A 26,051-nucleotide genomic window follows, 5' to 3' on the forward strand; every position below is an offset into this window, starting at 1 on the left:
TTATAATTCAGGGTTATTCCTGAATGTAAATAATATAACACTTATAAAATGCGCATATAACTCTGGATTATTTATAGATAATATACATCTAGTTAATATATGCAATATTTATTAAATGCATTGAGGTCCTATTTATTTGGTGTATGGAGTGCTTATTTTAATTGGACCGGTGTCTCGTAATTGAACTGGTCTTACTTGTTGTTTGTATTGGTTATTTCGTTGTTGTCTTGAGTTCGCTTCTTGGTTTTACCCTTATTTATAATAGGTATGTAGCGTTGGCTTACTTTAAATAAATCATTAAATGAAAGTTTGTGTAATTATATTTAAATTATTTAGAGACTTAGGTGGTGGGTATTATGTTCTCGTGGTTAGAGAGTAATAGAATAAGCATTAACTAATTAAGTGAACGCTTTATTATTCGTGTTGGTTATTTATAGAATTGAATATAAGGTGGGTGTATTGGGGTAAGGTAGTCAAATTACTTAATTAAAATATAACTTTTTATTTATATTCTGGGATGCTTAATTAGTTTTTGGTGAAGTAACTATTTTCATCTACATCTATGTTGCCACTGACAAAAAACGCAGCCAGTCAGCTGCGTTATGTTTTTTGCCTAAGTGGTTAGCCAATTGGTTGGCCGAGTAAACCTAGTGATTAGTTACAGCCAATCCGGCACAAAGTTAGCGACGATGGTGACATCGTTAAAGTTACGGTAGCCGCGCACCATGATACTGAATTCACCCGCAGGTTTGTTCAATACACATTGTTCGTTGCTGCTGTTCTGGTATGGGCGGCAATCGTAGCTTGCTTTCGATACGGTACCATTATGTTTCACGTAAAGGTCGGCATCGCCACTACGAGGGCCTGTCATGGTTACGGTTAACTGACCAGAGTACTCTGTTGTTACGGTAAAGAATTGCTCTTCACCGTAACCAGCGGATAGCCCTTCTACAGGGACGTCATATTGAAGCTCTGTTGGCCCTGCAACGGGCGAATCAAGGCTGGTTTCGACAAGGTAAGCAATGGCCAGTTTGGCGAACTTGGTCGCATGTGTCGCGGTTGGATCGGAGTTCTCAAGCGTGTCGTGCTCTGTATGAATACTTGGATTGTAGTCGTTAAACATGCTCTCGAATGGCATGGCAGCTGGGTAGCCAACATTGTGCCAAGAGGCGTGGTCAGAACAGGCATAGCCACAATCATCGAAACCGTAACTGATCTCACTAGCGTAAGTGTCGATCAGCTCGCTCAAGTAGGCGGTTAAGTTACTGTCGGTATAGTCTGTGATGAAGGTGATATCGTGCGCTGAACCGTTGTAGTTGGTCATGTCTAATTGCAGTACTGACACAACGTTAGCTTGCTTATCCCTTAATGCATTGGCGACATCTTGTGAACCGCGCAGCCCCACTTCTTCCGCAGCATAGCCGTAGAATTTGATAGTTTTGTCTGGCTGAATACCGCTGGCGATCATCAGGCGAAGCGACTCTGTTACCGTTGCAATGCCAGACGCATCATCATCGGCTCCCGGTGAGATGGTGCCTTCGCTTGTCCAAGATCCAACGGTCGAATCAAGGTGTCCGCCAACAACGACGATCTCTTCAGGATATTTAGCGCCAAGCAGTGTCACTTCAACGGATTTCTGCGGATATTCGGCATGCGTGATTTGGCGTGCAGACGCATACGGCACATCTTTAATCTCGGTTTCCCAACGCTCTAAAAGCCAATCTGAAGCAGCGACACCAGTAGAAGTAGTATAAAAACGGTTGGTGAAGTTGGTTAGATTCTCAATGGTTGTGACCATGTTGTTCGGTTCGACCTGTGCGAGTAGGTCGTTCACTGTGTCTTGATGGCTGATCACCGGCTTTTCGAAGCTGCTCATTGTCAGTGGCATCGCTGCAGCTTTGAGTGCGCTAGCTTTGTCTTCGTGCACCATGTAGCCACCACAACGGTGAGTCTCTTCGTGCATGTGGCTGGATAGTTTCGCGAGCTCTTTCTGGTTGATTTTCGCGACGATGGAATGCTTGTTTCCCGTCACGCTTGGGTAAACCGTTGCGCCATGCTGAGTCATTATATGCTGTGCGTCAGCATCGGTGGTGATCCAAACCTCTTCGTTCGCTGGTGGTGTGATGCCCAGGGATGCGTAAGCCGAAGTACTATGGATTAAGGCTAAAGAACCTCCTAGTACAGCCAAAGCTAGCATGCTTTTTTGAATAGCCATTTGTCGTCCTTTTTATGGTGAGTATTGTTATGTTAATGGGTGTGATTTTTGTGTAATGCGTGGATGTTTTTGTGTAGATGTTTCATGCGCTAAACATACAATAGAGAAAAGGGCCCCTTTCGGAGCCCTGAATTTGCTATTGATTACTGTGCTTTAATGAAACGGTAGTGCTTGGTTTCTGAACAGATATCGCTTGAGGTACATACTTGGTACTCCACATCTACTGTGCCGTTGTGACGGAACTTGTCGACGTATGAGTTGAAGTCTGTCGCACCAACATTCTTGCCGTTACGCTTAATCACGAAGTAGTCGTTGGTGTCGTAATCCCATGCCAGCTTAACGCGTGCCTTGCCGTTCGGGTTTTTGTTACCAAACTTCAGTTTTAGTGGGAAGCCTTCCGCTGAATCACCTTCAATCGTGATCGACTTGCTTGTTGATGTCGCAACACCTGCATCGTCAGTCACGGTTAGGGTAACCACGTAGTCGCCAGCTTCAGCATAGGTATAACTAGTCACTTCACCTGTTTGCGTATTGCCATCGCCTAGGTTCCATTGGTAAGAAACGATTTGGCCATCGCTATCCGAACTTGTGCTGCGCAGCTCTACTTCTTTGCCTACAACCGTATGCTCGAAAGAAGAAATTGGCGGTACGTTAGCGTTGCCTGATTCGTACGATGCTTTTAGGTTTGCACCTGCGTAATCTGAGTAGCCTAGAATGTTCACTGTGTAGCGACCTGAGGTTGGGTTCTCAATCACACACACTTCGTCAGTCACGCTTTCACTCTTACAGATGTTGTCTTGAGGGCTTGGTGCGTAATCTAGGCCGACATACATATCTGGGTCACCCGTAGAAACAGCAAGATCAATCGTCAGCTTGTCTTGGCCTTCTGGTACTTCGATATCGAAGTAAGTTTTTGAGCCTGTTTCACCAGCAACTGCAGCTTCAACACCATTTTCAAGACGTTGGTATTCCGGTTCTGGCGGAAGTGGTGGCTCGCCACAAGGTGATACGCCCACTAAGTTGAACGCAGAAACAACGTCATCGGCACTGTAACCAAGGTCGGTTGCTGAGTTCTTCACGCCACAAGCGCCCTGCCAGAAATCACTGTTTTCAGACCAGTAGATTTGGTTGGCTAGCACGAACAGTTCGAACGCTTTCTTGGTGTCCCAACCTTGCGTGGTTGCTAGGTGGTAGAACGCTTTGTTGAATACACCCGAGCTGTAGTGCACGTTCAAGCCATCGTAGTATTCAGATGCGTTGTTGATTGAAGAGCCATCGCGTGATGGATCGTCCATGTAACGTAGAGCGCCTTCGCCTTTGAAGATATTGCGTCCTACCATCCAGTCGTTGGTGCCCTTCATGTAGTATTCAGCCGCTTCACCAGCCATGTCAGAGAAAGCCTCGTTCATGCCGCCCGATTGGTTTGCGTAGATCAAACCTGAGTTTTGCTCTGTGAAACCGTGGCTTACTTCGTGCGCTGATACATCCAGGCTTACAAGTGGGTAGAAGAAGCTTTCACCATCACCAAAGGTCATGGCTCTGCCGTCCCAAAATGCATTCTCGTAGTTGTTATCGTAGTGGACACGCATCATGAGTTTGAAGGAGAGTGGTGCTGTGTCGAACCAATTTTTATACATGTCGAACACGATGTTACCGAAGTAGTGGGCATCGTTGAGTGGTGAGAATGCGCCATTCACGGCTTTGTGTTCGTTGCGAGGACATTCATAGCTGTAAGTGGTGTCGCCGTCTGTTGCACCATTCAGGTCAACCGTGACCACGTTTTCCGATTCCATCACACACTCTGTGCCCACTTCTTGAACATCAAGGTAGTGGTAGTCGGTGCCGTATTCGTACATGCCTGTTTTTTCGTTACCGCCAGGGCCTGTACCGATCTGAGCGTGGGCAATACCTTCCCAGCGGTCGATGACTTCGCCTGTGTGCGCGTCTAGCATGGTGAACGGTCGGGTCGGCTGTTCACTGCCTTCAACGAGATAAGAGATAACGTAGACTAGGCGTGTTTTATCTGCACCTTGTTTGCCAATGCCTTGTTTATCGGCTCCTTGGTTAGAGGTGCCCTGATAAATAAACAGCTCATGTTGTACGTTGTCTAGAGATTTGCTGGTTAAGCCTTGAGTCTTAAGATCTTTACTCGCCAGTTCAATCGCTTGAGCGCTGTTGATGGATGGCTTAACAAAAGAACGCTCAAGGGTTGTTGTTTTGAGGTAACTGCCTTGAACGGATTTAAGTGCGCCACCTTGTACACTTTGAGTGGCGTTTAGGTAATGCCCCCAAACGGGTGTTCCCCAGATGTTCTGCTGGATCTTAACTTTGTAGATACCACGCTTTTTGAGGTTAACTTCCTTCACCATCTTAAAGCTAGAGGCGTTACTGACACCTAACTGAGTGTTCAACCCAGAAAAGCTAGTAAAGTTGATCGGTTGATCGATGTTAACGGATTCACTTGCATGCACTGATAAAGACATAGCACTCGCTATAGCAACGGCAACTAAACGCTTTTTCATTTTCATTGTTATTTTCTCTTTCCATGTAAAATCCATGAAAAAATAACAAAATTATCACAACGAATTTACATCATTCGATCCGATTAATTAGTAGCATGGCAATGATCTCTTTTATTCATGAAACTTATATTTCTCGTATTTACAGATAGTTATCGTTTCTGTTTATTTTTGAACGCACTCATAGGTTTTATTTATAAAATCATGACACTTTTATTAAGTGTTATTTTTTTATGGAAATTAAGATTTTCGAGTAAATTGATCTGTGCCTCAGTTAAGGTGTTCCGAGCTGATAGAAGGATCAACGATTTGAAAGTATCATTTTAACCTGAAGGTTATTAAGCGAATTTAAGGGCAGTTTTGATAAGAGTTTGAAGATTTTTAGGCTTATTTTTCGAATTGTTAGTTACAAGAGTGAAGGGGAATTGGGCACTTCTTTGGCACAGAGCACAAAATCTGCTGGATGAAAAAAGCCAGCGACGGGTCACTGGCTTAGATTAACTTAGTTTGTACAGGCTATTGATAAGGTACGTAACGAAGACACTTAACTATGGTTTGTAACTAAAGCGAATTACTGCTTCTTACCGCCAACTTGAACGTAGTCGATACCGATAATACGGTTGATGATACCCAGAACAGAGCTCGTATCAGAGTTTGTTGAGTGAATAGTCTCAACGGTTGCACCTTCGGGTACTAATTCCATTGCGCGGTCTTGAGTATTACCTGGAACTTGGAAACCGACAATGTTGAAGCTCTCAGCGTGCGCTGTGTAAACTTCATCGTTGTGGCTAATACCTGAACAACCTGCAAGAGAGACAATACCCAAAATAACTAATAACTTTTTCATAAACACACCTTAAGAATGGTTGGAGTTTAGGTTCATAGGGAGACAGCATCTCCCGGCCGATGTTGAACATTATTCCAGAGGTGTTTTGTCGTTACTGTATGGGTTTGTCATCTGAATCATTACATAGCTGAATGGTTATAGTGAATACTGCACCATTTAAGGTTTGGCTTTGACCTACTTCCACGGTAGCGCCGTGTTGAGCGCAGATCTTATCGACGATAGAGAGCCCTAAACCATGGCCGCTCTTAGCTTTATTGCGCGCTTTGTCGCCAACGTAAAAGGGTTCAAATAGGCGCGCTTGATGTTCTTGAGCCACACCATCACCATCATCATGTACTGCAATCTGTAGTTGTTCTTGATGCGCGCTGGCTTCAATCAACACTTGAGAGCGTGCGAATTTCATGGCGTTACGGACGAGGTTATCTAGGGCGCGGTTCAGCAGTATTTCATCCGCAAGAATTTCATAAGGTTGCTCTGGCAGTGATAGGTTTATGTCGAGCTCTGTATCTTTGTTCCAGCGCGCCATTGCGTGGTCGAGAAGGTCTCTTATCTCTAATGGTTGTTGCAAGTTTTCTAGGTCACAGCTGTCAAGTTTGGCGTAATACAATAGCTCATCAACCATCTTTTCCATCTCTTCAGTGTCTTCGACAATACTCTCAATCGTACTTTCTTGCTCTTCGTTTAGCAGGGTGTCTTTCAACATTTCAGCTTGCCACTGAATACGAAATATTGGCGTGCGCAGTTCATGAGCGACAGCATTAGTGAGTGAGCGATTGCTTTCAATTAAGCGATGAATTCGGTCGGCCATTAGGTTGAAGGATTTGTTCAGTGAACCGATCGCAATGCCACTTGAAGTCTCAGCTCGCGAGGAGAGATCCCCTTCTGCAAAACTCAGAGTGGCTGATTCCAGTTTTTTTACTCGGCGGAAGATGATCAGTACATGGCATAAACCATATAAGATAAAGCTCGCTAAAAAGAACAACCAAATGAGGTCATCTTCTAACTCGATTTTTTGCCTAACGAATGCTTCACTGTTGGGCAGGTAGTGATAGGTGTTATCACTGTTTGCTAAGCGAAACCAAAGATCCCGCTCTTCATCATGAAAGATAAAGGTACTTGGGTTGGTACTGAAAAACTTAGAAACGGGGCCTGGAATTTCATCTTCAGGGCTGAACGTAACCAGTTTATTTCGAGTGGTCTCTACAAACTGGTTTATCGCTTGATGAGCCGCTTCAAGGCCTTGATTCTTGGCGATGTTTTCTATCAGTTGTTGGTGGGCTGTTGCTTCATAATCTTGCAGTACATATTCGTAGTCGGTATTGAGTTGATAAACACAAATTTCGTAGGCGACAATACCGCTAATAAAACAAATCAATAGCCCTAGTAGGGACTCCAAATAGATACGTCGCATAATCGCTCTCTTTCATTACGCTCGTATTGAGCGAGGTTTAATGCCAGGCGGTGGAAACAAATAAGTAGCCTTTTCCGCGAATCGTCTGAATTTTCTCTGCTGGCGCATGGTCGTCGCCCAATATTTTTCTTAGACGTACCACCTTGTTATCAATTGTTCGGTCGATTCCGTCGTACTCAATACCACGCAGCGTTTTCGTCAAGTAGTCACGTGATAGTGGAGTATCGGGGTTGCTTGCCAATAACCAAAGTAGGTCAAACTCACTGTCTGTGAGTGACAAAACCTCACCCGAAAGTTCGCATTTCTTATAGGTGTTTTTCAGGACCAGTTTATCAAACTGTAGGTTGTCTGAACCGTCGGCTGAAGCAGTATTGGTATCTTGGCGACGTAATAGTGAACGAACTCTTGCCAGCAGAACTCTTGGTTTGATTGGCTTGGTGACATAGTCATCAGCCCCTGTCTCTAGACCAGCGACATGATCGAAGTCGTCATCACTAGCGGTGAGCATCAGGATTTTACCTTTGTAGTGTGTACGCGTCTGTCGGCAGATTGTAAGTCCGTCACTTACAGGAAGCATTAGATCTAAGAGTACGATATCAGGTTGCTCAGATAGGATAGTATGTGCGGCATCACCGCCATCATCTAACGTGGAGACATCAAAATCTTGCGTGACAAAGTAATCCTGCAACATTTTCTGAAGTTTTAAATCGTCTTCCACGATGATCATTTTAGGTTTTGTCATTCCACTCCCAGCCTTATCATGCATTTCACTTATCGAGATGACGTGAGCGATTCTCATCTTATGCAAGTCGATATCGCATATTAAATTTAAACGCTTCACGAAAAATACCTAACGTGAATGATTAAACACTTTCCACGTCAGTTCAATGATGATTTTGACTTTTGGGGAAAATAAAAAACAACGTTCAAAAAGAATTACACTCTCATACATTCACAGGACAGATGCTTGCGGGTTTAAATAATAGAATCACTTCCATCAAAACATTATGGGAATGATTTTATGAACGACTATCGAAAGGCATTACTGGCGTTACCTTTGATTTTTTTAGCTGGCTGTAATTCAAGCTCAAGCAAGGCTGACACCAAGGCGCAAACGAAGCCTAAAGCTGATTACGTATTTTCATCGGCTAAGCTTGGTGAGTTGTATCAAGAGCGACAAGAGCTCCAAGAAGCAATGAAGCTTACTTATGATGGTGTTCAGTATGAAAAAATTCAGTTTGCTGAAGATATTAGTGATAAGCAAAAAGTAGTTAGGCTTGTAGATAGCTTAGGCCAAAGCGTTGACCTGTACTTTCCAGATGCAGGAGTCGATGACTGTGCAATTTACAGCGAGGGTAATTTTTTTGATTCATTTGATTGTGGTACGGCTCTACGTTCAATTAGTAATGATACAACGTTAATCCAAACGACAACGGGCAATAGAAAGCTTGCAGTTGAGCTTGAATACCAAAACGAGCTGTCGCAATACGTGACTAGTCTCGGGTCTACGGTTTTGAGTAACACCAAAACTGGCAACAAGGTAACCATTACCACATCGTTTGCTTTCAACGCTTTTTACCGCGATGTGCTCAACGAGACAGGTGCTGTTGATCGAATTCGGTCTACTCTGGGGGCATCAACCTATTCTCAGCTTTTTGATATCGTGAAATTGTATCAAGGCAGTGAGATGACATTGAAGTTCACTAACCATATCGGTGGCAGCGCTGACGACGATATCAATATGTACACCGGGCGGGTGATCAACAACAACCATATGACGACGGTGGTTACCCCAACAGGCTCGGTGTTCTCTGGCGGCACGGATCTGTTCGCAGCGGGTAATCCACGAGTTTTGCAACGCGCTGATACCACCAAAGCTATTGAGCTTAATAAGCAGATTGGTGTGCACAGTTGGGCTGAGGGTGATAAAACAGCCAAAGAATTCCCATACACCAATGAAAGCCATCGTAAGCAAGCGACCTACTTTAAAAAGGTGATGGGAGACAAAGGAATCGATTTTTATATCTTCACTTTAGATTCAGCTCCTGCCTCTGGTGAACACTGGGTGACTAAGGCCGATTCAGATAGATACGGTTTCATCACTCGTATTGAGTAGCTTTGACTCGCATTAAAAATTAGGTGTGTATGTTGAAAGGTTGGTTGTGCTTTGTCATCACCAGCCTTTTTTGTTTTGGAATTGAAGGCGGTACCGCTTGTAATGCTCATGAATTCAACGTGAGATCATGAATGTGAGTAAAAACCGCATTTATTCGCTAAGTAACAACTAATTTCTGCAGATTTGGTTTTTAGAAAGCACAATCACAGCACTTTGATGCCGATAAACTTTAATATCCGCAAGCCTTACAAGCCGAAGACGATTATGCTTGGTGATGTAAGGAGCAATGTGAATGACTAATAAGGACGATCATTTATGCAGTTACTGGCAGGCACTCTGACACACTATGCTAACCCTCAAGCACACCCTGAATTGGAGTACTCAAGTGAGCAACTTGAGATTCTGAGTGTTGCGAGTTCTGAGCAGGCAATTAAGGACATTTCACAATGGCCGGGTTATTCCGTCACTCCCTTGCATGAATTGAATCGTATTTCTGCTGAGATCGGCGTAAACAAGTTTTGGTATAAAGATGAATCGCAGCGTTTTGGCCTAAAGAGTTTTAAAGCACTGGGCGGCGCGTATGCTGTTGCCCGTCAGCTTCAGATTGAGATCGCCAACCGTTATGGGAAGAATCCAACCATCAGTGAGCTGCTCAACGGGGAATGGAAATCAGAAGTCGCTGAAATCGTTGTCAGCTGTGCGACAGACGGAAACCATGGTCGCTCCGTCGCATGGGGTGCACAAATGTTTGGTTGTGGTTGTGTTATCTACATTCACCGTGACGTATCGGAAGGCCGCAAGCAAGCGATGGAAGCGTTCGGCGCAGAAGTGGTACGCATTACCGGTAACTACGATGAATCTGTTCGTTTGGCCGACTCAGAAGCTAAAGCGCAAAATCGCGTGATTGTATCGGATACCTCTTATGAAGGTTACATGGAAATTCCGAAAGATGTGGCACTTGGCTACACTGTTATGTTGGCTGAAATTGTCGAGCAACTTGATGGTGAAATCCCAACCCATGTCTTTGTTCAAGGGGGAGTGGGTGGTCTAGCTTCAGCAGTTTGCGGCTACTTCTGGGATCTGTGGGGCTCCGATCGCCCACGCTTTGTAATTGTCGAACCTGAGCAGGCTAACTGCTTACAGAAGAGTGCTCAAGCGGGCAAGCCCGTGGTAGTTACAGGCGATCTAGAGACACTGATGGCAGGGCTCGCATGCGGTGAGGTTTCAAGCTTGGCGTGGACAATTCTACAAAATGGCGCGGATGACTTTATGACGCTGAGCGAAGAGGCCATTCCGCAAGCGATGTGTATGTTGGCGAGTGGGGAATATACGGAAGTGGCGATTGAAGGTGGTGAGTCTGCGGTTCCTGGTTTTGCTGCTGCGATCATCGCTAAAAAAGAACCGAAATTCGCTGAAAAATTGAATTTAACTGAAAACAGTCGAGTGTTGGTTATTGGTACTGAAGGAGCAACTGACGCGGATCTCTACCAACAAATCATCGACAACAAAATCTAATAGCTAGAAGTACATAGTTAGCTGTTAGTGGTTAAGAGCTAATCGCGAACAACTCATAATAATGTAAGCCCCAAAGTTGGCGGTATGTAAGGTTTCTTCATACCGTCTTTTTTCCTCTCTTTTTGACTTCATCTCATGGCACGCCTTGCTTTCTAATCGGTCTGGTCATCAATCACGTTGCTCATCAATCGGAATTGTCAGGCCGACTTTGACGTTATCCATCACCACATTGGTTTGAAAGCTTTTGATGTTGGCATTATCGAAGAAAGCCTCACGAGTAAAATTGTCATACCCCTCCATATCTGCTGCAGTGACGATCAAGATAAAGTCAGAACTGCCCGTCACGTAGTAGCACTGCTGTACAGAACGATTGGCACTCATCTCTTTTTTGAAGTTATGCATCAAATCAACGCGTTCACGCTCCAAGGTCACTTGGACGATAAAAGTCATCGCATGCCCTACCGCTTTTGGATTGATGACCGAGACATCCGCTTGAATGACCCCTTGAGTTCGCATGCGTTTTAAACGCCGTTGAACGGCCGCGGGAGAGAGCCCCACTTTTTCTGCGATGTTGTCCGAAGTTGCTCGATTTGAGTCTTGTACGATGTTGAGGATCTTTCTGTCAAAACTGTCGACCGTCATTTCCGGTTGCTGTGCCATACCAACGCTTCCCAATATTTGCTTGTAAGTGAATTGTTACTTTTAGGTCATTGTGTGATCAAGATTAAGGTATTTCTCCTTAGCAACGAGTGAGCCACCTATGAGAACAAAAAATCACTATAACGTAATAAAAATGCGGAATTTCTGCACAATAAAGACGTTATTTGATGATAATCCTTAAACTTATCGGGGCATTATTAACCTTGTAAACAAAATGTAAAGAGTCAATTGGCAAAGATGTTAGTTGTGAGTACACATTTTATTAACACTTAATGAGTTCAAGGAATCGGTAAGTATGAGATCTGGAATCGCTACTTTACAGTCTGAATTAGAAGCATTAGCACCAGCAGGACGCGTCGGTGTGATCGCGTTAGCAACCGACTTTAATATTGAGCGAGATCTCGCCCAACTGTATCCAAGTGATGTGCAATCTTTTACTAGCCGTGTTCGAAATTACAATCCTTTGACCATTGATAATTTACGCAGAATGGAGCCGGGAATTGCCGATTGTGCCGATACTATCTTACCGGGCACAGAGTTGGATGTGGTGATTTACGCTTGCACCTCCGGCACCATAGCGATTGGCAGCGAGCGAATTACTCAACTCATTCATCAGTCTCGCCCAAACGCTGCGGTAACGAATCCGGTGGCCGCTGCCTTAGCGGCTTTCGACAGCTTTAAAGCTAAGCGCATCTCGGTATTAACGCCTTATACCGAAGCTGTGAATCAAGACGTGGCCGCATTTTTTGACTCGCAAGGCATTGAGGTGTTGAGCATTGCTGGCTTCGGCTTTGAAGATGACACCGCGATGACGTTCATTTCACCACAGGACATTAAACAAGCCGCGATTGAAGTCTGTGATCCGAATGCCGATTTACTGTTTATCTCTTGTACTGCATTACGTGCTGCATCAGTCATCGAATTCATTGAAGCGCAATTAGATAAACCTGTTGTGAGCAGCAATCAGGTGCTGGCTTGGCACTCACTTCAGTTGATGAACTACCCCATACCCATTAAAGGCTTTGGTGCACTACTAGAGCACCATCTTAAGCCATCCTCAGATAATTGCCGAAGGTCGCAGTCGTTGTAACGACCTTTGATTAAGGCTGCTCGCTTCACGTTTACATTCAGCAGCCAAGCTAACTCTACATTTAACGTTAATACAAAGAATTACACTTTGGGATCACTACTATGTCGTCTACTTTCTCGATAAAACCAGACCAATTGTCTTCGCAACTTATTCAAAGCATGACGGAATGGCGTCAACACTTACATCGCTTTCCTGAATGCGGCTTTGACGTGAATCTCACCTCTGATTTCATCGCCAATCAACTACACAGTTTTGGTATAGAGGTGGTGCGTAACATCGGTAAAACAGGATTAGTGGGGATACTTCGTTCGGGATCAAGTGAAGTGAGTATTGGCCTAAGAGCTGATATGGATGCTCTGCATATTCATGAACAAAACAGCTTCGCACATTGCTCACAACACGATGGAAAGATGCACGCTTGTGGCCACGATGGACACTCTGCAATGCTGCTTGGCGCAGCAAGTTATTTAGCCGAAAACCTATTGGCAGGGAACCCAACCTTCGATGGCACGGTGTATTTCATTTTTCAACCCGATGAAGAGCATGGCTGTGGCGCGCAAGCGATGATTGATGATGGCTTGTTTGAGCGATTCTCGATTGATGAAGTGTATGGCGTGCATAACTTTCCCGGTTTAGCGGAAGGTGAATTGATGGTTCGTCCTGGATCATTAATGGCCAGTGAGAGCAGCTTTGAGATCACGATCAACGGTGTGGGTGGGCATGCCGCTCTGCCGCATCAAGGGGTCGATCCTCTAGTCGTTGGCTCGCAAGTAATCCTTGGCCTGCAAACCATCGTCTCTCGCAATCTTAGTGCGATCCACGATACGGCTGTAGTCTCTGCGACCGAGTTTATTACAGACGGCACGGTTAACGTCATCCCGACTCAAGTGATTATTAAGGGAGATTGCCGTTGTTTTACTGAATCTTCTCTCGACCGAATCAAGCAAAGTATGGAGCGAATCGTGGCGGGCATTTGTCAGGCTGCAGGTGCGACCTACGAATTTGAGTTTATTAATACCTTCTATCCAACCATCAACAGTGAGCTACAAACCCAATATTCGGTTGCCGCCGCGCAGAAGGTGCTTGGTGTCGAGAACGTTAATGACGCCTGCGATCCACTGACAATTTCGGAAGATTTCTCAAGCATGTTGCGCGTTAAGCCGGGCTGCTATGTGCTGCTGGGTAATGGCACGGAATCGGTCGGTGGCTGCGCATTGCATAACCCAAAATACGACTTTAACGACGGCATCTTAAAGCTCGGTGCGAGCTACTGGATTCAGTTGGTGAACGACCGTTTAGCAAGATCAATTTAGAAACGGCTCAATGAGAAGTAACAAGTAGAGAAAAAGATTCAGCAGTGACGTATTTGGCACTGCAAGATGGCCGACTTTAAACGGAGTTTATTGTCGATACAGTCAATACTGAAGCGCGTGAATTGACCAAAGTCATCAGCGTGAAATTAGGATAATAAAAGGAAAGACAGGATGAAACGATTAGGCGTAGCACTGCTAAGTTTGAGCATGGTTTTTGGCGTTCATGCCGAAACATGGAAGTTTGCTTCAGAAGAGGACAAAACAGACGTTCAAGACATCTATGCGCAAAAATTTGCGGAAGTGATTAAGAAGGAATCTGATGGCGACATCCGTGTTCGAATCTATTACTACGGACAATTGGGTACAGAGAACGACATCGTAGAACTGGCTGCTAAAGGCACCATTCAATTTGTGTCTGTAGGCGCGGGTCACTTAGGGTCTTATGTTCCTGAGGTACAAGCGGTGAGCTTACCGTATGTTCTGGGTACTAACGAAGCGATCACGCATAAGGTCTTAACGGAAAGCCCAACCATCTACAACAAGCTGGCACCCAAGTTTGAGAGCGTAAACCTAAAGCTGTTGTCGATGATGTCGGAAGGCGAAATGGTGTGGGGTGGTAACAAACCTATCCGTACACCTGAGGACTTTGCTAACCAGAAAATCCGTACTTTCACTTCAACCATTCCTGTTGAAACCTACAAAGCGTTTGGTGCAACACCTACTCCTCTTTCTTGGGGTGAAGTGTACGGTTCACTGCAACTTAAGACCATCGATAGCATGGTTAACCCTATCTACTTCATCTACAACGCGAAGTGGCATGAAGTTCAAGACTACTTGATGTTCCCAGGTCAGCAACCTTATGTGAGCACCGTTTCGACCAACAGCAAATGGTACAACGGTTTGTCAGAGGAGAAGCAAGCGATGGTCGACAAAGCGATCAAAGCCGCAGACCAAGCTGCTTATGACTACCAGATTCGCATCAACAAAGAGAACATGGACAAGATCCTGAAAGAGCGTCCAAACATGCAAGTGGTTGTGTTGACGGATGAAGAGCGTGAGCGTTTTAAAACACTCAGCCAAAAACTGCACACCACCTACTATGACGTAGTGGCAAATGCCTACCCAGCAGGTCAGCAGAGTGAAGCTCGTGAGGGTGCGAAAAACATTCTCGAAGAAATCCTAGGTGAAGTGAAGGCTGCTTCAGCAACGCAATAAAAAGCGTTAGTAAGGATGAATGCTATCCACTGTTCATTGGCGGCGGGTAGCTTATTCCCACCTTCTCCAATTTGTGGCAATGGACCCTTGTCACTGAACGAAGTATGGAGCACTGCCTGTTATGAAAGAACTGCTACATAAAATCAGTGTTGTGACGGAAAAGCTAGAGCGCTTTTTGATCATGACCGCCATTCTCACGATGATGATTAATTCTACGGCCAATGCGATTGGTCGGTATGCTTTTAACAAAAGCCTGTTTTTTTCAGAAGAGCTCAATCAATTTCTGATTGTGTCTGTGACCTTTATTGGCTTCGCTTATGCAGTGCGCCAAGGGCGAAATATACGCATGACTGCGGTCTACGATTCACTAAGCACAAAAGCTCAAAAAGTTCTCACAACCATTATTGCGCTACTCACTGCCATGTTGATGTTCTATCTCACCTACCATGCGTTCTTCTACGTCAAAGAGTTGAAAGACATCAATCGATTAAGCCCAGCTCTTCAATTCCCTGTGTTTTGGGTATACGCGATTATCCCTATCGGCTTTTTCATCGCCGGATTGCAATACAGCATGAGTTTCTTGATGAACCTGCTGCACAAAGAGATCTACGTGTCATTTGACGTGATTGAAAATAGAAATACAAAAGTAGGTGAGTTCGAATGAGCGATGTTGCACAGTTTTTCTCGGACATTATTGCCGGCGAATTAGATATTTATGTCATCACATTTACCCTTGTCTCTGTGATGGTGATTCTGCTGTTTTTGAGCTTCCCTATGATTGTTCCGTTAGCGGTTGGGGCTTTGATTGGCTTGATTCATTTCTCTCAGGTTGAACCGGGAGTGCTGATTCAGCAAATGGTGACAGGTATCTCACCTAACGCACTGATTGCGGTGCCGATGTTCATCTTGGCTGCGGATATTATGACGCGTGGTCACACTGCGTATAACCTACTGGGTTTGATTCAAGCGTTTGTAGGTCACTTGCGTGGCGGGCTGCCGATTACCACCTGCATTAGCTGTACTCTATTTGGATCTGTTTCTGGTTCGACCCAAGCTACCGTGGTGTCGGTTGGCCAAATCATGCGCCCGAAATTGTTGCAAGCAGGGTACAAAGACAGTTTTGTGATGGCGCTGATCATCAATGCCAGTGACATCGCGTTTCTTATCCCACCGAGTATCGGTCTGATTCTTTACGGCACCTTAGCTAATGCCAGTGTGGGTGAGCTATTCATTGCTGGTATTGGCCCTGGCTTAGTGCTCGCGACCTTGTTCTCCCTATACAGCTATGCCTATAGCGTGAAACACAGTGACACCATCTCTTTGGTTGAAAAAGCCAACACTGCAGAACGCATTGAAGCGATTAAGAAAGCGATTCTTCCTCTTGGTTTCCCCGCTTTGATCATCGGTGGTATTTATTCTGGCGTAGTCACACCTACCGAAGCAGCCTCATTTGCAGTGTTGTATGCGATTATTGTTGAGTGCATTTTCTATCGCAAACTTGGCGTAAAAGACATCTGTGATGCAGCGTTAAATACCGGCTTGATTACCGCGGTTGTGTTTGTGCTGGTGGGGGTCGGTCAGGCGTTCTCTTGGTATATCTCGTTTGAACAAATTCCTCAGGAATTATTGGCTCCTCTTAATTTAGAAGATGCTTCACCTGAATTCATTCTGTTTGTCATCGCACTGACTTTCTTTGTCGGCTGCATGTTTGTGGACTCTTTGGTGGTTCTACTGATCTTGACGCCGATCTTTATGCCGATTGTTGACGCTGCAGGTATCGATCCAATCTTAGTCGGTGTGATGGTAACGCTACAAATGGCCATTGGATCGGCAACGCCGCCATTCGGTTGTGACATCTTCACCGCGATTGCGATTTTCGAGCGTCCTTATATGGAAGTTATCCGCGGAACACTGCCGTTTTTCCTCATCTTGATATTGATGTCTGCTTTGCTGATTTTCTTCCCAAGTATCGCTCTGTTACCAAGAGATGTTTTATTCAATTAATTCGCCGAGTTACCCTAATTCAATCAAGGATAGAGATATGAGTATATTGCCGTTAACACCTCCGCAGAGAGGGTTTGAATCAGCAGAACTAGAGCGACGTACTGTCGAGTTACAACAACGTCTACGTGCTCAAAACATCGATGCTGCGTTTTTTACGACCGAACCTGAGTTTCGCTATTTCAGTGGCTTTAAATCGCAGTTCTGGGAAAGTCCAACTCGACCTTGGTTTTTGGTGGTGCCTGCGGTTGGCAAGCCTATCGCTGTGGTGCCAGAGATTGGTGTCGCTGGCTTTGATGATACATGGATTGACGACGTGCGCAGTTGGCCATCACCAAGGCCAGAAGACGACGGTATCTCTTTGCTAGCGGCTACGTTGTCTGAAGTATCGAGAGGATCTCGTCGAATCGGTTCGATGGTCGGCCCAGAAACACATCTGCGTATGCCAGCCATTAACTATGCATTGTTACAGCAGAAACTAAGCCAACATAGTGTGGTGGATGTATCGCTGATGATTCGCGATCTGCGCAGTGTTAAGTCTCAAGCAGAAATCGATAAAGTGCGCTTTGCGTGCCAAGTCACGGCGGCGGGTTTTGAGTATCTTCGCCAAAATTTAGCAATAGGTATGACAGAGCGACAGGCGTGTAAAGCCATGCATTTGGAAATGCTACGCTTGGGCGCTGATGCATGTCCTTATCTGATCTCGGCATCCGGCCAAGGTGGTTATGACAACATCATCATGGGACCAACCGATAGTGTGCTTTCTGAAGGAGATGTTTTGATCATCGATACGGGTGCTAACTTTGATGGCTACTTCAGTGACTTTGACCGGAACTATGCGTTTGGATATGCGCAGCCAGATACAATAGCGGCTTATGACGCGGTGTATCAGTCGACAGAAGCAGGGTTAGCGATTGCTGAACCGGGACGAACAACCGGAGACGTGTGGCAAGCCATGTGGTCGGTGCTCGAAAAGAACGGTGCACTCGGCAACGATGTGGGTCGCATGGGGCACGGCTTAGGCATGCAGCTAACCGAGTGGCCATCACATGTGCCTAACGGTGATGTGATCTTAAAACCCGGTATGGTGCTAACGCTTGAGCCGGGCATGGCATTTGCGAAAAATCGCATGATGGTGCACGAGGAAAACATTGTTATCACAGAATCTGGCTGCGAGATACTGCATCAAAGAGCCTGGCAATCGATGCCGATTATCGGCTAATTGCGCTTAGAATCTAGTCATAATGCTGAATCCTGGTGAAGGAGGGCGTTCAAGCACTTTGTTGGACGCTCGGTTTTCTTTTTCACTTCGCTATACCTCGTCATCTTTTACACTTAAATACCTCTAATTTCCGAATTCCTCTTTTTTTCAAGAATCTCTCTTTCTGTTCAAATATTGTCCTTGTTGAGTAAAAACATTTGACTAATAACTATCACACCTCAAATCTTTAATTGTTTTCGTTAGTGCTCTAAATGATATTTAATTTATTGTTTTATAATGATTTTTGTTGTTTTGAATGCTGTGTTGTTACGAATTTGTTTTAAATAATCATTTGAACCCTAACTAAATTTCTGTCATTTTATATTTAACTGAACGTTCAATATAAAATAAAAGGACTAAGAAATGCCGAAGGTTGGGATGCCTGATATACGTAAACCACAGCTTGTTCAAGCCACCATGACGGTGATTGATCGAGTGGGTTTGCATGCCGCGAGTATTGCGTTGATCAGCAAAGAAGCGGGAGTCTCCACTGGCATTATTAATCACTATTTTGGTGGAAAGCATGGGCTGCTCGAAGAGACCATGCGTGAAATCCTTCGCCAACTTTCCAATACCATCACCACTTCACTAAAAGCACTTCCTGTTGATGCTCACCAACAGAGAATTAACGCGATCATCGATGGTAACTTCGAAGGTTACCAAGCAGAAAATAAGGTCGCGAAGGCGTGGTTGGCATTTTGGTCATATTCAATGCATGACGAGCAACTGAAAAGACTGCAGCGTGTGAATGAAAAACGTTTGATTTCACACTTACGTCTTGAGTTGAAAGGTATTTTTAATCATGAACAAGCGGATCTCGTTGCTCACGGGATTGCGTCTCTGATTGATGGTTTGTGGCTGAGAGGCACACTAAACCCAGATGGTATCGATGCTCAAAAGGCGCGTGCCATCATCAATGATTATCTAGATAAACAACTTACGTTCTACTCGTGTCACAGCAAATAGATCGCAGTGGTAGCGTTAGACCTAGATCAAGATAAAGAACTAGAACGACCACTATTCGCACCTAATACTCACATATAGACCAGTAGAGTCTAATAACAATAATTAAGTCAGAATCTCAAATGGAAATGAACTCGTTATACATCGATGGCGCAGCGGTTAAAGCAACCTCTGGTGAAACCTTTGATAGCATTAACCCTGCAAACGGCGAACCTATCGCGACGTTAGGCCAAGCATCTTCAGCGGATGTCGACAGTGCTATTGAATCTGCGAAGCGCGGATTTGCGGTATGGTCAGCAATGACCGCTGTGGAACGCAGCCGCATTCTTTTGAAGGCAGTGGAAATACTTAGAGCTCGAAATAATGACCTTGCAAATCTTGAGGTTGTTGATACGGGCAAGCCGCTGCAAGAAGCGATTGAAGTGGATGTGGCGTCTGGCGCTGATGTTATTGAATACTTTGCTGGTTTGGCTCCAACGCTACAAGGCGACCAACAGCCGCTGAGCGAATCTCAATTTTTCTACACTCGCCGCGAGCCGCTAGGCATTTGTGCGGGCATTGGCGCGTGGAACTACCCCATTCAAATCGCGATGTGGAAATCGGCTCCGGCATTGGCCGCGGGTAACGCGATGATTTTCAAACCTTCAGAAGAAACGCCGCTAACGGCGCTCAAGCTTGCAGAAATCTTTACTGAAGCTGGTCTTCCTGATGGCGTGTTTAACGTGGTTCAGGGCGATTACCGTGTTGGTCAGATGCTAACGGCTCACCCAGACATCGCGAAAGTGTCGTTCACGGGCGAAACCGGTACCGGTAAAGCGGTAATGGCAGACAGCGCTAAGACGCTGAAATCAGTCACAATGGAACTTGGCGGTAAGTCACCAATGATCGTGTTTGATGATGCGAAATTGGATGATGCGGTTTCCGCTTCGATGGTTGCTAACTTCTACACCCAAGGCGAAGTGTGCACCAACGGTACTCGTGTTTATGTACACGAAAACATCTACAACGCATTCGTCGATCAACTTAAAACACGCACTGAGAAGCTGATCATTGGTAACCCAATGGACATGGAGACTCAGATCGGCGCGTTGATATCTAAAGAACATCTTTCAAAAGTCCTTGAAGCGATTGAGTTAGCTAAACAGTCAGGTGCAACTCTGCTGACTGGCGGTTATCAAGTGACTGACAACGGTTTAGCAAACGGCAACTTTGTTATCCCAACCGTATTTGTGGATTGCGAAGACAACATGCCTCACGTTCAACAAGAGATCTTCGGCCCTGTGATGTCAGTGTTGAAGTTTTCGGACGAAGACGATGTGATTCGTCGTGCTAACGATACCAAATACGGCCTTGCTGCTGGTGTGTTCACGCAAAACCTTTCTCGCGCTCACCGTGTTATTCATCAAATGCAGGCGGGTATTTGCTGGGTGAACACGTGGGGTGACTCACCGGCAGAAATGCCTGTTGGTGGCTACAAACTTTCAGGGGTTGGCCGCGAAAACGGGCCAGAGACTCTACTCCACTATACGCAGACTAAGAGCATTCTTATTGAACTTGGCGACTACGCCAGCCCTTATGCCTAACGCGTAACACTCAATTTTATGGGTTAGCTTAACAGAGCTAGCCCTACTGACTCATCTCAGGGAAATCAAAACATGGAACAACGCTACGATTATATTATCGTCGGCGCGGGTTCGGCCGGCTGTGTGTTAGCGGATAGGCTAACGGAAAGCGGTGAACATAGCGTTTTATTACTGGAAGCTGGTGGCACGGATAAGAGCATTTTTATCCAGATGCCAACCGCACTTTCTTACCCAATGAATACTGAAAAGTACGCTTGGCAATTTGAAACAGAGCAAGAACCGGGCCTTGATGGACGTGAACTGCATTGCCCACGTGGCAAGGTGTTGGGTGGTAGTTCATCAATCAATGGCATGGTTTATGTGCGAGGCCACGCTTGTGACTTCGACCAATGGGAAGAAGAGGGCGCTGCTGGTTGGAATTACCAAGCTTGCTTGCCTTACTTCCGCCGCGCTGAATCATGGAATAAAGGTGGTGACGAATATCGTGGTGACAATGGCCCTGTAGGTACTTGTAATGGTAACGATATGGAGCTTAACCCGCTTTACCAAGCATTCATAGATGCAGGTAAAGATGCCGGTTACCCAGAAACACAAGACTATAACGGCTACCAGCAAGAAGGCTTCGGCACCATGCATATGACGGTAGACAAGGGTGTTAGAGCCTCAACCTCTAACGCTTACCTACGCCGTGCATTGAAGCGTTCAAACCTAACATTGAAGAAAGGCATCGTGGCGCGTCGTTTCTTACTTGAAGCACAAAACTCAACAGGCCAATCAGGCTTGAAAGCCGTTGGTGTCGAGTTTGAAAAGTCAGGCAATACCCAAGTGGCGGTAGCGAACAAAGAAGTGATCTCTTCTGCGGGCTCTATCGGTTCTGTTCAACTGCTTCAATTATCTGGTATCGGCCCGAAAGCGGTGCTTGAAAAGGCGGGTGTTGAGCTGAAACACGAACTGAGCGGCGTCGGTGAAAACCTACAAGATCACTTAGAAGTGTACTTCCAATATCACTGTAACGACCCCATCACGCTCAACAGCAAGCTGGGCTTAGTCAGCAAGGGCATGATTGGCGCAGAGTGGATTCTGACTCGCAAAGGTTTGGGTGCCACTAACCACTTTGAATCGTGCGCGTTCATTCGTTCTCGCAAAGGATTGAAGTGGCCAAACATTCAATATCACTTCCTGCCAGCAGCGATGCGTTACGACGGACAAGCAGCCTTTGATGGCCATGGCTTCCAAGTACACGTTGGACCTAACAAGCCAGAGAGTCGCGGTACGGTGGCGATCACTTCGGCTGATCCGCATGCCAAGCCAGAGATCATTTTCAATTACATCTCGACTGAGCAAGACCGCCAAGATTGGCGCGATTGTATTCGTCTGACGCGTGAGATTTTGTCGCAACCTGCGATGGATGTTTACCGTGGCGAAGAGATTCAGCCGGGTCTGAGTGTAACTTCTGATGAGGCGATCGACGAATGGGTTAAGCAAAATGTTGAAAGTGCTTATCACCCTTCTTGTGGCTGCAAAATGGGCGCTGATGATGACCCTATGGCTGTACTTGATGAAGAGTGTCGTGTTCGCGGCATTGATAGCCTGCGTGTTGTCGACTCGTCTGTTTTCCCTGTTATTCCAAACGGCAACCTTAACGCACCGACCATCATGGTTGCCGAGCGCGCATCCGATTTGATTTTGGGTAAACCAATGCTCAAAGCGCAAGACGTTCCAGTGTGGATTGCACCTGAGTGGGAAGAGAAGCAAAGAATAAATAAACCAGCAAGAGATGCGTAAGCCTCTGTTATTGAGATAAAAATAGCAAAATTAGTCAAAAGTCAGCAAAACAGCCCCGATGAGTATGAGTTAGGGCAGAAAAAGGAAAGATAAAAAGGAATCATTATGACGACTCAACATAAACAAACCGCTACAAAAAAGGCGCTCGCAACGCTAGCAATCAGTTCATTCGCGTTCAGTGCTTACGCCAACGCTTCAGTAGAACCACAGCAATGTGAAAACGTTCGCTTCGCTGATGTAGGCTGGACTGACATTACCGCAACAACCGCCGTTACTTCAGAACTATTAAAAGGCCTTGGTTACCAAACCAAAACCGACCTACTTTCAGTACCGGTGACTTACTCTTCAATGGCGAACGGCGATATTGACGTATTCCTAGGTAACTGGATGCCAACTATGGAAGGCGACATCGCTAAGTACCGCGAAGCGGGAACGGTTGAGACAGTGCGTGCCAACCTTGAAGGGGCAAAATACACACTAGCCGTACCAAAATACGTGTACGACTCTGGCGTGAAAAGCTTCGCAGACCTAGCAAAACATGCCGACAAATTTAAAGACCGCATCTACGGCATCGAACCGGGTAACGACGGTAACCGCTTAATCCAATCAATGATTGATTCTGACGCGTTTGGCTTGAAAGATTTCAGCCTAGTGGAATCAAGTGAAGCGGGCATGGTATCGCAAGTATCTCGCGCTGCTCGTCGTAGCCAGTGGATTGTTTACCTTGGTTGGGCACCGCACCCAATGAACAGCAATGTTGAGATGGAATACCTATCAGGTGGTGACGATTTCTTTGGCCCTAACTACGGTGGCGCGAATGTTTACACTAACGTTCGTTCAAACTACCTGTCTGAGTGTGCAAACGTCGGTCAACTTCTACAAAACTTAGAATTCACTCTAGAGATGGAAAACCAGTTGATGGAAGAGATTCTTAACCAAAAAGTGAAGCCAGAAAAAGCGGCTCAACAATGGTTGAACAATAACCCTCAACAAGTTGAAGCTTGGTTAGACAATGTAAAAACACATAAAGGTGAATCAGCAACTCAAGCCGTTACTGAATACCTAAAGCAAGTAAAAGCTTAGTTCTACCTATCTCAACAGCTATATAAATAATAAAGGTGGGCTTGCCAATTTATCGATTGGTTTGAAGTAGCCCACCCATAATAAAAGGCAATATTGTGAATTTTATTACGGAAAACAAAATCCCTGTCGGACAATGGATGGAAGCGGGTGTTGATTGGCTAACAATCAATGCAGCAGGCTTTTTTGATGCTATTTCTATCTTTTTAGAAACCATCATTATGTTTTTAGTCGATGTATTTAAGTGGATGCCGCCTGCACTGCCAATCGTGATGACTGCTGCGATTGCATGGTACTTACACCGTAAACCTTCGCTAGTGATCTTTGTGGTTGCAGCACTGCTGACTATTCTTAACCTTGGCTATTGGCAAGAAATGCTGGAAACCTTTGTTCTCGTCTTTGCGGCGACAACGATTTCCGTATTAATTGGCGTACCGGTTGGCATCATGGCTGCTCACCGTCCTTGGCTCTATACAGTTTTGCGTCCAATCCTTGATTTGATGCAGACAGTCCCAACTTTCGTTTATCTGATTCCAACTCTGGTTCTATTTGGCTTGGGCATCGTTCCTGGCTTAATCTCGACCATTATTTTCGCGATAGCTGCTCCGATTCGTTTGACCTACTTAGGGGTAACGAAAGTCCCTGAAGAGTTGATTGAAGCGGGTAAAGCCTTTGGTGCAAGTCGCATGAAGTTACTGCTCAAAGTTGAATTACCTGCCGCTCTGCCAAGCATCATGGCGGGTGTAACCCAATGTATTATGTTGTCGCTTTCGATGGTGGTTATCGCCGCTCTTGTCGGTGCTGACGGACTTGGTAAACCTGTTGTTCGTGCATTGAACACAGTGAATATCTCACAAGGTTTTGAAGCCGGATTAGCGATTGTTTTAGTCGCAATCATCCTTGACCGCTTGTGCAAAACACCAAACCAGAAGGAAGCTTAATCATGTCTACCTCTCAAGAACAAAAGCCAATGGACGCGATTACCATTAAAAACCTTGATGTTGTGTTCGGTAACAAAGCCAATCAAGCGCTTGATCTACTCGACCAAGGTAAAACTCGCCAAGAGATCATCGATGAAACTGGGCAAGTTGTTGGTGTGGATAATGTGTCGCTGACGGTGGAAGAAGGCGAGATCTGTGTATTGATGGGTTTGTCTGGTTCTGGTAAATCATCTTTGCTTCGCGCAGTTAACGGTTTGAATGAGATCAGCCGTGGTTCACTAACAATCAAAGACGGTGACCAGCAAGTCGATTTAGCGCAATGTGATGAAGCGACTCTGCGTCACCTTCGTACTCACCGCGTATCTATGGTGTTCCAAAAGTTTGCTTTGATGCCATGGCTTAACGTATTAGACAACGTGGCATTTGGTCTTGAAATGCAGGGCGTGGCGAAAGATATTCGTCGTGCCAAAGCGCGTGAACAATTAGAAATGGTCGGCCTAGCAGAGTGGGAAACCAAATTTCCACATGAGCTTTCTGGCGGTATGCAGCAACGTGTTGGTTTGGCGCGTGCGTTTGCAATGGACACCGATATCCTGTTGATGGATGAACCGTTTTCGGCGCTTGACCCATTGATTCGAGCTCAACTGCAAGATGAACTGATCACGCTGCAAAACAAACTCAACAAGACGATTCTGTTCGTGAGTCACGACCTAGATGAAGCTCTGAAGATTGGCAATAACATTGCGATCATGGAGTCAGGCAAACTGATTCAACACGGTAAGCCTGAAGAGATCGTACTGACGCCAAAAACCGAATACGTAAAAGACTTCGTTGCTCACACCAATCCATTGAATGTGCTTAAAGGTCGTTCTTTAATGCAGCCTCTTGATTCACTGACACAAGAGAATGAAAGCTGGAAGATCTGCGATTCTAAAGACCTCTGGATTGAACAGAGTGAAGGTGCTTTATCAGTAAAAGGTGAATCTACTTTGGCGCTTGTCGAGTGGAGCGAGTCAGATGGCTTAGCTGCGATCAGCGCGTCGAGTGTGGTCGTGGCAAGCCCGGAAATTGGCATGCGTGATGCGATTAAGCTCAAGCAGATCAGTAACCACCAATTCTTCTCGTTGAAGACAACCAATTGGTGGGCATTCTGGATAACAGCGAGTTTTACAACGCGCTAACGGGTAATTTTCAACTCAATAATGCCGCTTAGTGGTTTGAACTGAAATAATTCGTTCTCTAACGAATAAAATAGGTAGTGAGGTGTTCAAATCTCGCTACCTAGATGAATCTATACTCTTCATACTTGAAGCTACAGCGTTGTAACTGCTTAAGTGCACCCTAATCACATAGAACTTCTATGCTCATAAGGATGAACTTACTTGTTGCCTAGCAGCAAATCCAATTATTTTGAGTATGCGGCTTTTTATTTACCGACAATATCTCGCTTTTTCTTGCCTTGTTTGCCACTTTAAGACTGAAGATCGCTACTCATTGTACAAAAGTGTTGCCATGCGCAAATTCAGAGGCATATAA

19 protein-coding genes and 1 pseudogene are annotated in these 26,051 nt (G+C 45.4%); 14 read left to right on the forward strand and 6 right to left on the reverse strand.

Annotated elements, in window-relative coordinates:
• Nucleotides 1–658: 658 nt before the first annotated feature.
• From AB8613_RS18755 to AB8613_RS18775, 5 genes are all read right to left on the reverse strand, one after another.
• Nucleotides 659–2,215, reverse strand: coding sequence for a M28 family metallopeptidase (locus AB8613_RS18755; RefSeq protein WP_372385553.1), 1,557 nt, complete (start codon nt 2,213–2,215; stop codon nt 659–661).
• A 143-nt stretch (nt 2,216–2,358) separates the two neighbouring features.
• A complete protein-coding gene (locus AB8613_RS18760; RefSeq protein WP_372385554.1) occupies nt 2,359–4,743 on the reverse strand; it encodes a M4 family metallopeptidase in 2,385 nt (794 codons plus the stop codon).
• 562 nt (nt 4,744–5,305) lie between these two features.
• Nucleotides 5,306–5,581 carry a hypothetical protein gene (locus tag AB8613_RS18765; RefSeq protein WP_146491158.1) on the reverse strand — a complete coding sequence of 92 codons (276 nt, stop codon included), beginning with the start codon at nt 5,579–5,581 and terminating at the stop codon, nt 5,306–5,308.
• A gap of 91 nt (nt 5,582–5,672) precedes the next feature.
• The gene (locus AB8613_RS18770; protein ID WP_146491157.1) at nt 5,673–6,992 is read right to left on the reverse strand and encodes a cell wall metabolism sensor histidine kinase WalK; all 1,320 of its coding nucleotides are present in this window, start codon (nt 6,990–6,992) and stop codon (nt 5,673–5,675) included.
• Between the two features lie 37 nt (nt 6,993–7,029).
• Nucleotides 7,030–7,734, reverse strand: a complete 705-nt coding sequence (locus AB8613_RS18775) for a response regulator (RefSeq protein ID WP_146491156.1) — start codon at nt 7,732–7,734, stop codon at nt 7,030–7,032.
• 279 nt (nt 7,735–8,013) lie between these two features.
• Between AB8613_RS18775 and AB8613_RS18780 the strand changes: the two genes are divergently transcribed.
• Complete coding sequence (locus tag AB8613_RS18780) at nt 8,014–9,108, forward strand: alpha/beta hydrolase (RefSeq protein ID WP_372385555.1); 1,095 nt, start codon at nt 8,014–8,016, stop codon at nt 9,106–9,108.
• Between the two features lie 315 nt (nt 9,109–9,423).
• Entirely contained in the window at nt 9,424–10,623 is a 1,200-nt protein-coding gene (locus tag AB8613_RS18785; protein WP_372385556.1) for a diaminopropionate ammonia-lyase, read from the forward strand.
• A 168-nt stretch (nt 10,624–10,791) separates the two neighbouring features.
• On the opposite strand, the gene AB8613_RS18790 is transcribed toward AB8613_RS18785, so the two are convergent.
• Nucleotides 10,792–11,283 (reverse strand): Lrp/AsnC family transcriptional regulator, encoded by a 492-nt coding sequence (locus AB8613_RS18790; protein ID WP_086714699.1) that lies wholly within the window; start codon nt 11,281–11,283, stop codon nt 10,792–10,794.
• Nucleotides 11,284–11,578: 295 nt separating this feature from the next.
• On the opposite strand from AB8613_RS18790, the gene AB8613_RS18795 reads away from it, so the two are divergent.
• From AB8613_RS18795 to choV, 12 genes and pseudogenes are all read left to right on the forward strand, one after another.
• Nucleotides 11,579–12,373 carry an Asp/Glu racemase gene (locus AB8613_RS18795; RefSeq protein WP_372385558.1) on the forward strand — a complete coding sequence of 265 codons (795 nt, stop codon included), beginning with the start codon at nt 11,579–11,581 and terminating at the stop codon, nt 12,371–12,373.
• A 101-nt stretch (nt 12,374–12,474) separates the two neighbouring features.
• Nucleotides 12,475–13,686 carry a M20 aminoacylase family protein gene (locus AB8613_RS18800; RefSeq protein WP_372385559.1) on the forward strand — a complete coding sequence of 404 codons (1,212 nt, stop codon included), beginning with the start codon at nt 12,475–12,477 and terminating at the stop codon, nt 13,684–13,686.
• 171 nt (nt 13,687–13,857) lie between these two features.
• The gene (gene dctP, locus AB8613_RS18805; protein WP_239718648.1) at nt 13,858–14,901 is read left to right on the forward strand and encodes a TRAP transporter substrate-binding protein DctP; all 1,044 of its coding nucleotides are present in this window, start codon (nt 13,858–13,860) and stop codon (nt 14,899–14,901) included.
• A gap of 121 nt (nt 14,902–15,022) precedes the next feature.
• Complete coding sequence (locus AB8613_RS18810; RefSeq protein ID WP_332409120.1) at nt 15,023–15,565, forward strand: TRAP transporter small permease; 543 nt, start codon at nt 15,023–15,025, stop codon at nt 15,563–15,565.
• The gene (locus AB8613_RS18815) at nt 15,562–16,905 is read left to right on the forward strand and encodes a TRAP transporter large permease (protein WP_372385561.1); all 1,344 of its coding nucleotides are present in this window, start codon (nt 15,562–15,564) and stop codon (nt 16,903–16,905) included. The genes AB8613_RS18810 and AB8613_RS18815 overlap by 4 nt, the downstream gene beginning before the upstream one ends.
• 37 nt (nt 16,906–16,942) lie before the next feature.
• Nucleotides 16,943–18,124, forward strand: a complete 1,182-nt coding sequence (locus tag AB8613_RS18820) for a M24 family metallopeptidase (protein WP_372385563.1) — start codon at nt 16,943–16,945, stop codon at nt 18,122–18,124.
• A 402-nt stretch (nt 18,125–18,526) separates the two neighbouring features.
• Nucleotides 18,527–19,129: a transcriptional regulator BetI gene (betI, locus tag AB8613_RS18825; protein WP_108082496.1), complete on the forward strand. Its 603-nt coding sequence runs from the start codon at nt 18,527–18,529 to the stop codon at nt 19,127–19,129.
• Nucleotides 19,130–19,248: 119 nt separating this feature from the next.
• The gene (gene betB, locus AB8613_RS18830) at nt 19,249–20,709 is read left to right on the forward strand and encodes a betaine-aldehyde dehydrogenase (protein ID WP_372385564.1); all 1,461 of its coding nucleotides are present in this window, start codon (nt 19,249–19,251) and stop codon (nt 20,707–20,709) included.
• 72 nt (nt 20,710–20,781) lie between these two features.
• Nucleotides 20,782–22,494, forward strand: a complete 1,713-nt coding sequence (gene betA, locus AB8613_RS18835) for a choline dehydrogenase (protein ID WP_372385566.1) — start codon at nt 20,782–20,784, stop codon at nt 22,492–22,494.
• A gap of 105 nt (nt 22,495–22,599) precedes the next feature.
• Nucleotides 22,600–23,577 (forward strand): choline ABC transporter substrate-binding protein, encoded by a 978-nt coding sequence (locus tag AB8613_RS18840; protein WP_146491143.1) that lies wholly within the window; start codon nt 22,600–22,602, stop codon nt 23,575–23,577.
• A gap of 95 nt (nt 23,578–23,672) precedes the next feature.
• A complete protein-coding gene (gene choW / locus AB8613_RS18845; protein WP_372385568.1) occupies nt 23,673–24,515 on the forward strand; it encodes a choline ABC transporter permease subunit in 843 nt (280 codons plus the stop codon).
• A gap of 2 nt (nt 24,516–24,517) precedes the next feature.
• Nucleotides 24,518–25,728, forward strand: a pseudogene (gene choV / locus AB8613_RS18850) (choline ABC transporter ATP-binding protein).
• The last annotated feature ends 323 nt before the right edge of the window (nt 25,729–26,051 follow it).

Source organism: Vibrio sp. BS-M-Sm-2 (assembly GCF_041504345.1).
GTDB lineage: Bacteria > Pseudomonadota > Gammaproteobacteria > Enterobacterales > Vibrionaceae > Vibrio > Vibrio satsumensis.

Excerpts from the sequence above, each read along its gene's own strand:
- AB8613_RS18755 (WP_372385553.1), bottom strand. The coding sequence starts at position 2,215 with ATGGCTATTCAAAAAAGCATGCTAGCTTTGGCTGTACTAGGAGGTTCT.
- AB8613_RS18760 (WP_372385554.1), bottom strand. The coding sequence starts at position 4,743 with ATGAAAATGAAAAAGCGTTTAGTTGCCGTTGCTATAGCGAGTGCTATG.
- AB8613_RS18765 (WP_146491158.1), bottom strand. The coding sequence starts at position 5,581 with ATGAAAAAGTTATTAGTTATTTTGGGTATTGTCTCTCTTGCAGGTTGT.
- AB8613_RS18770 (WP_146491157.1), bottom strand. The coding sequence starts at position 6,992 with ATGCGACGTATCTATTTGGAGTCCCTACTAGGGCTATTGATTTGTTTT.
- AB8613_RS18775 (WP_146491156.1), bottom strand. The coding sequence starts at position 7,734 with ATGACAAAACCTAAAATGATCATCGTGGAAGACGATTTAAAACTTCAG.
- AB8613_RS18780 (WP_372385555.1), top strand. The coding sequence starts at position 8,014 with ATGAACGACTATCGAAAGGCATTACTGGCGTTACCTTTGATTTTTTTA.
- AB8613_RS18785 (WP_372385556.1), top strand. The coding sequence starts at position 9,424 with ATGCAGTTACTGGCAGGCACTCTGACACACTATGCTAACCCTCAAGCA.
- AB8613_RS18790 (WP_086714699.1), bottom strand. The coding sequence starts at position 11,283 with ATGGCACAGCAACCGGAAATGACGGTCGACAGTTTTGACAGAAAGATC.
- AB8613_RS18795 (WP_372385558.1), top strand. The coding sequence starts at position 11,579 with ATGAGATCTGGAATCGCTACTTTACAGTCTGAATTAGAAGCATTAGCA.
- AB8613_RS18800 (WP_372385559.1), top strand. The coding sequence starts at position 12,475 with ATGTCGTCTACTTTCTCGATAAAACCAGACCAATTGTCTTCGCAACTT.
- dctP (WP_239718648.1), top strand. The coding sequence starts at position 13,858 with ATGAAACGATTAGGCGTAGCACTGCTAAGTTTGAGCATGGTTTTTGGC.
- AB8613_RS18810 (WP_332409120.1), top strand. The coding sequence starts at position 15,023 with ATGAAAGAACTGCTACATAAAATCAGTGTTGTGACGGAAAAGCTAGAG.
- AB8613_RS18815 (WP_372385561.1), top strand. The coding sequence starts at position 15,562 with ATGAGCGATGTTGCACAGTTTTTCTCGGACATTATTGCCGGCGAATTA.
- AB8613_RS18820 (WP_372385563.1), top strand. The coding sequence starts at position 16,943 with ATGAGTATATTGCCGTTAACACCTCCGCAGAGAGGGTTTGAATCAGCA.
- betI (WP_108082496.1), top strand. The coding sequence starts at position 18,527 with ATGCCGAAGGTTGGGATGCCTGATATACGTAAACCACAGCTTGTTCAA.
- betB (WP_372385564.1), top strand. The coding sequence starts at position 19,249 with ATGGAAATGAACTCGTTATACATCGATGGCGCAGCGGTTAAAGCAACC.
- betA (WP_372385566.1), top strand. The coding sequence starts at position 20,782 with ATGGAACAACGCTACGATTATATTATCGTCGGCGCGGGTTCGGCCGGC.
- AB8613_RS18840 (WP_146491143.1), top strand. The coding sequence starts at position 22,600 with ATGACGACTCAACATAAACAAACCGCTACAAAAAAGGCGCTCGCAACG.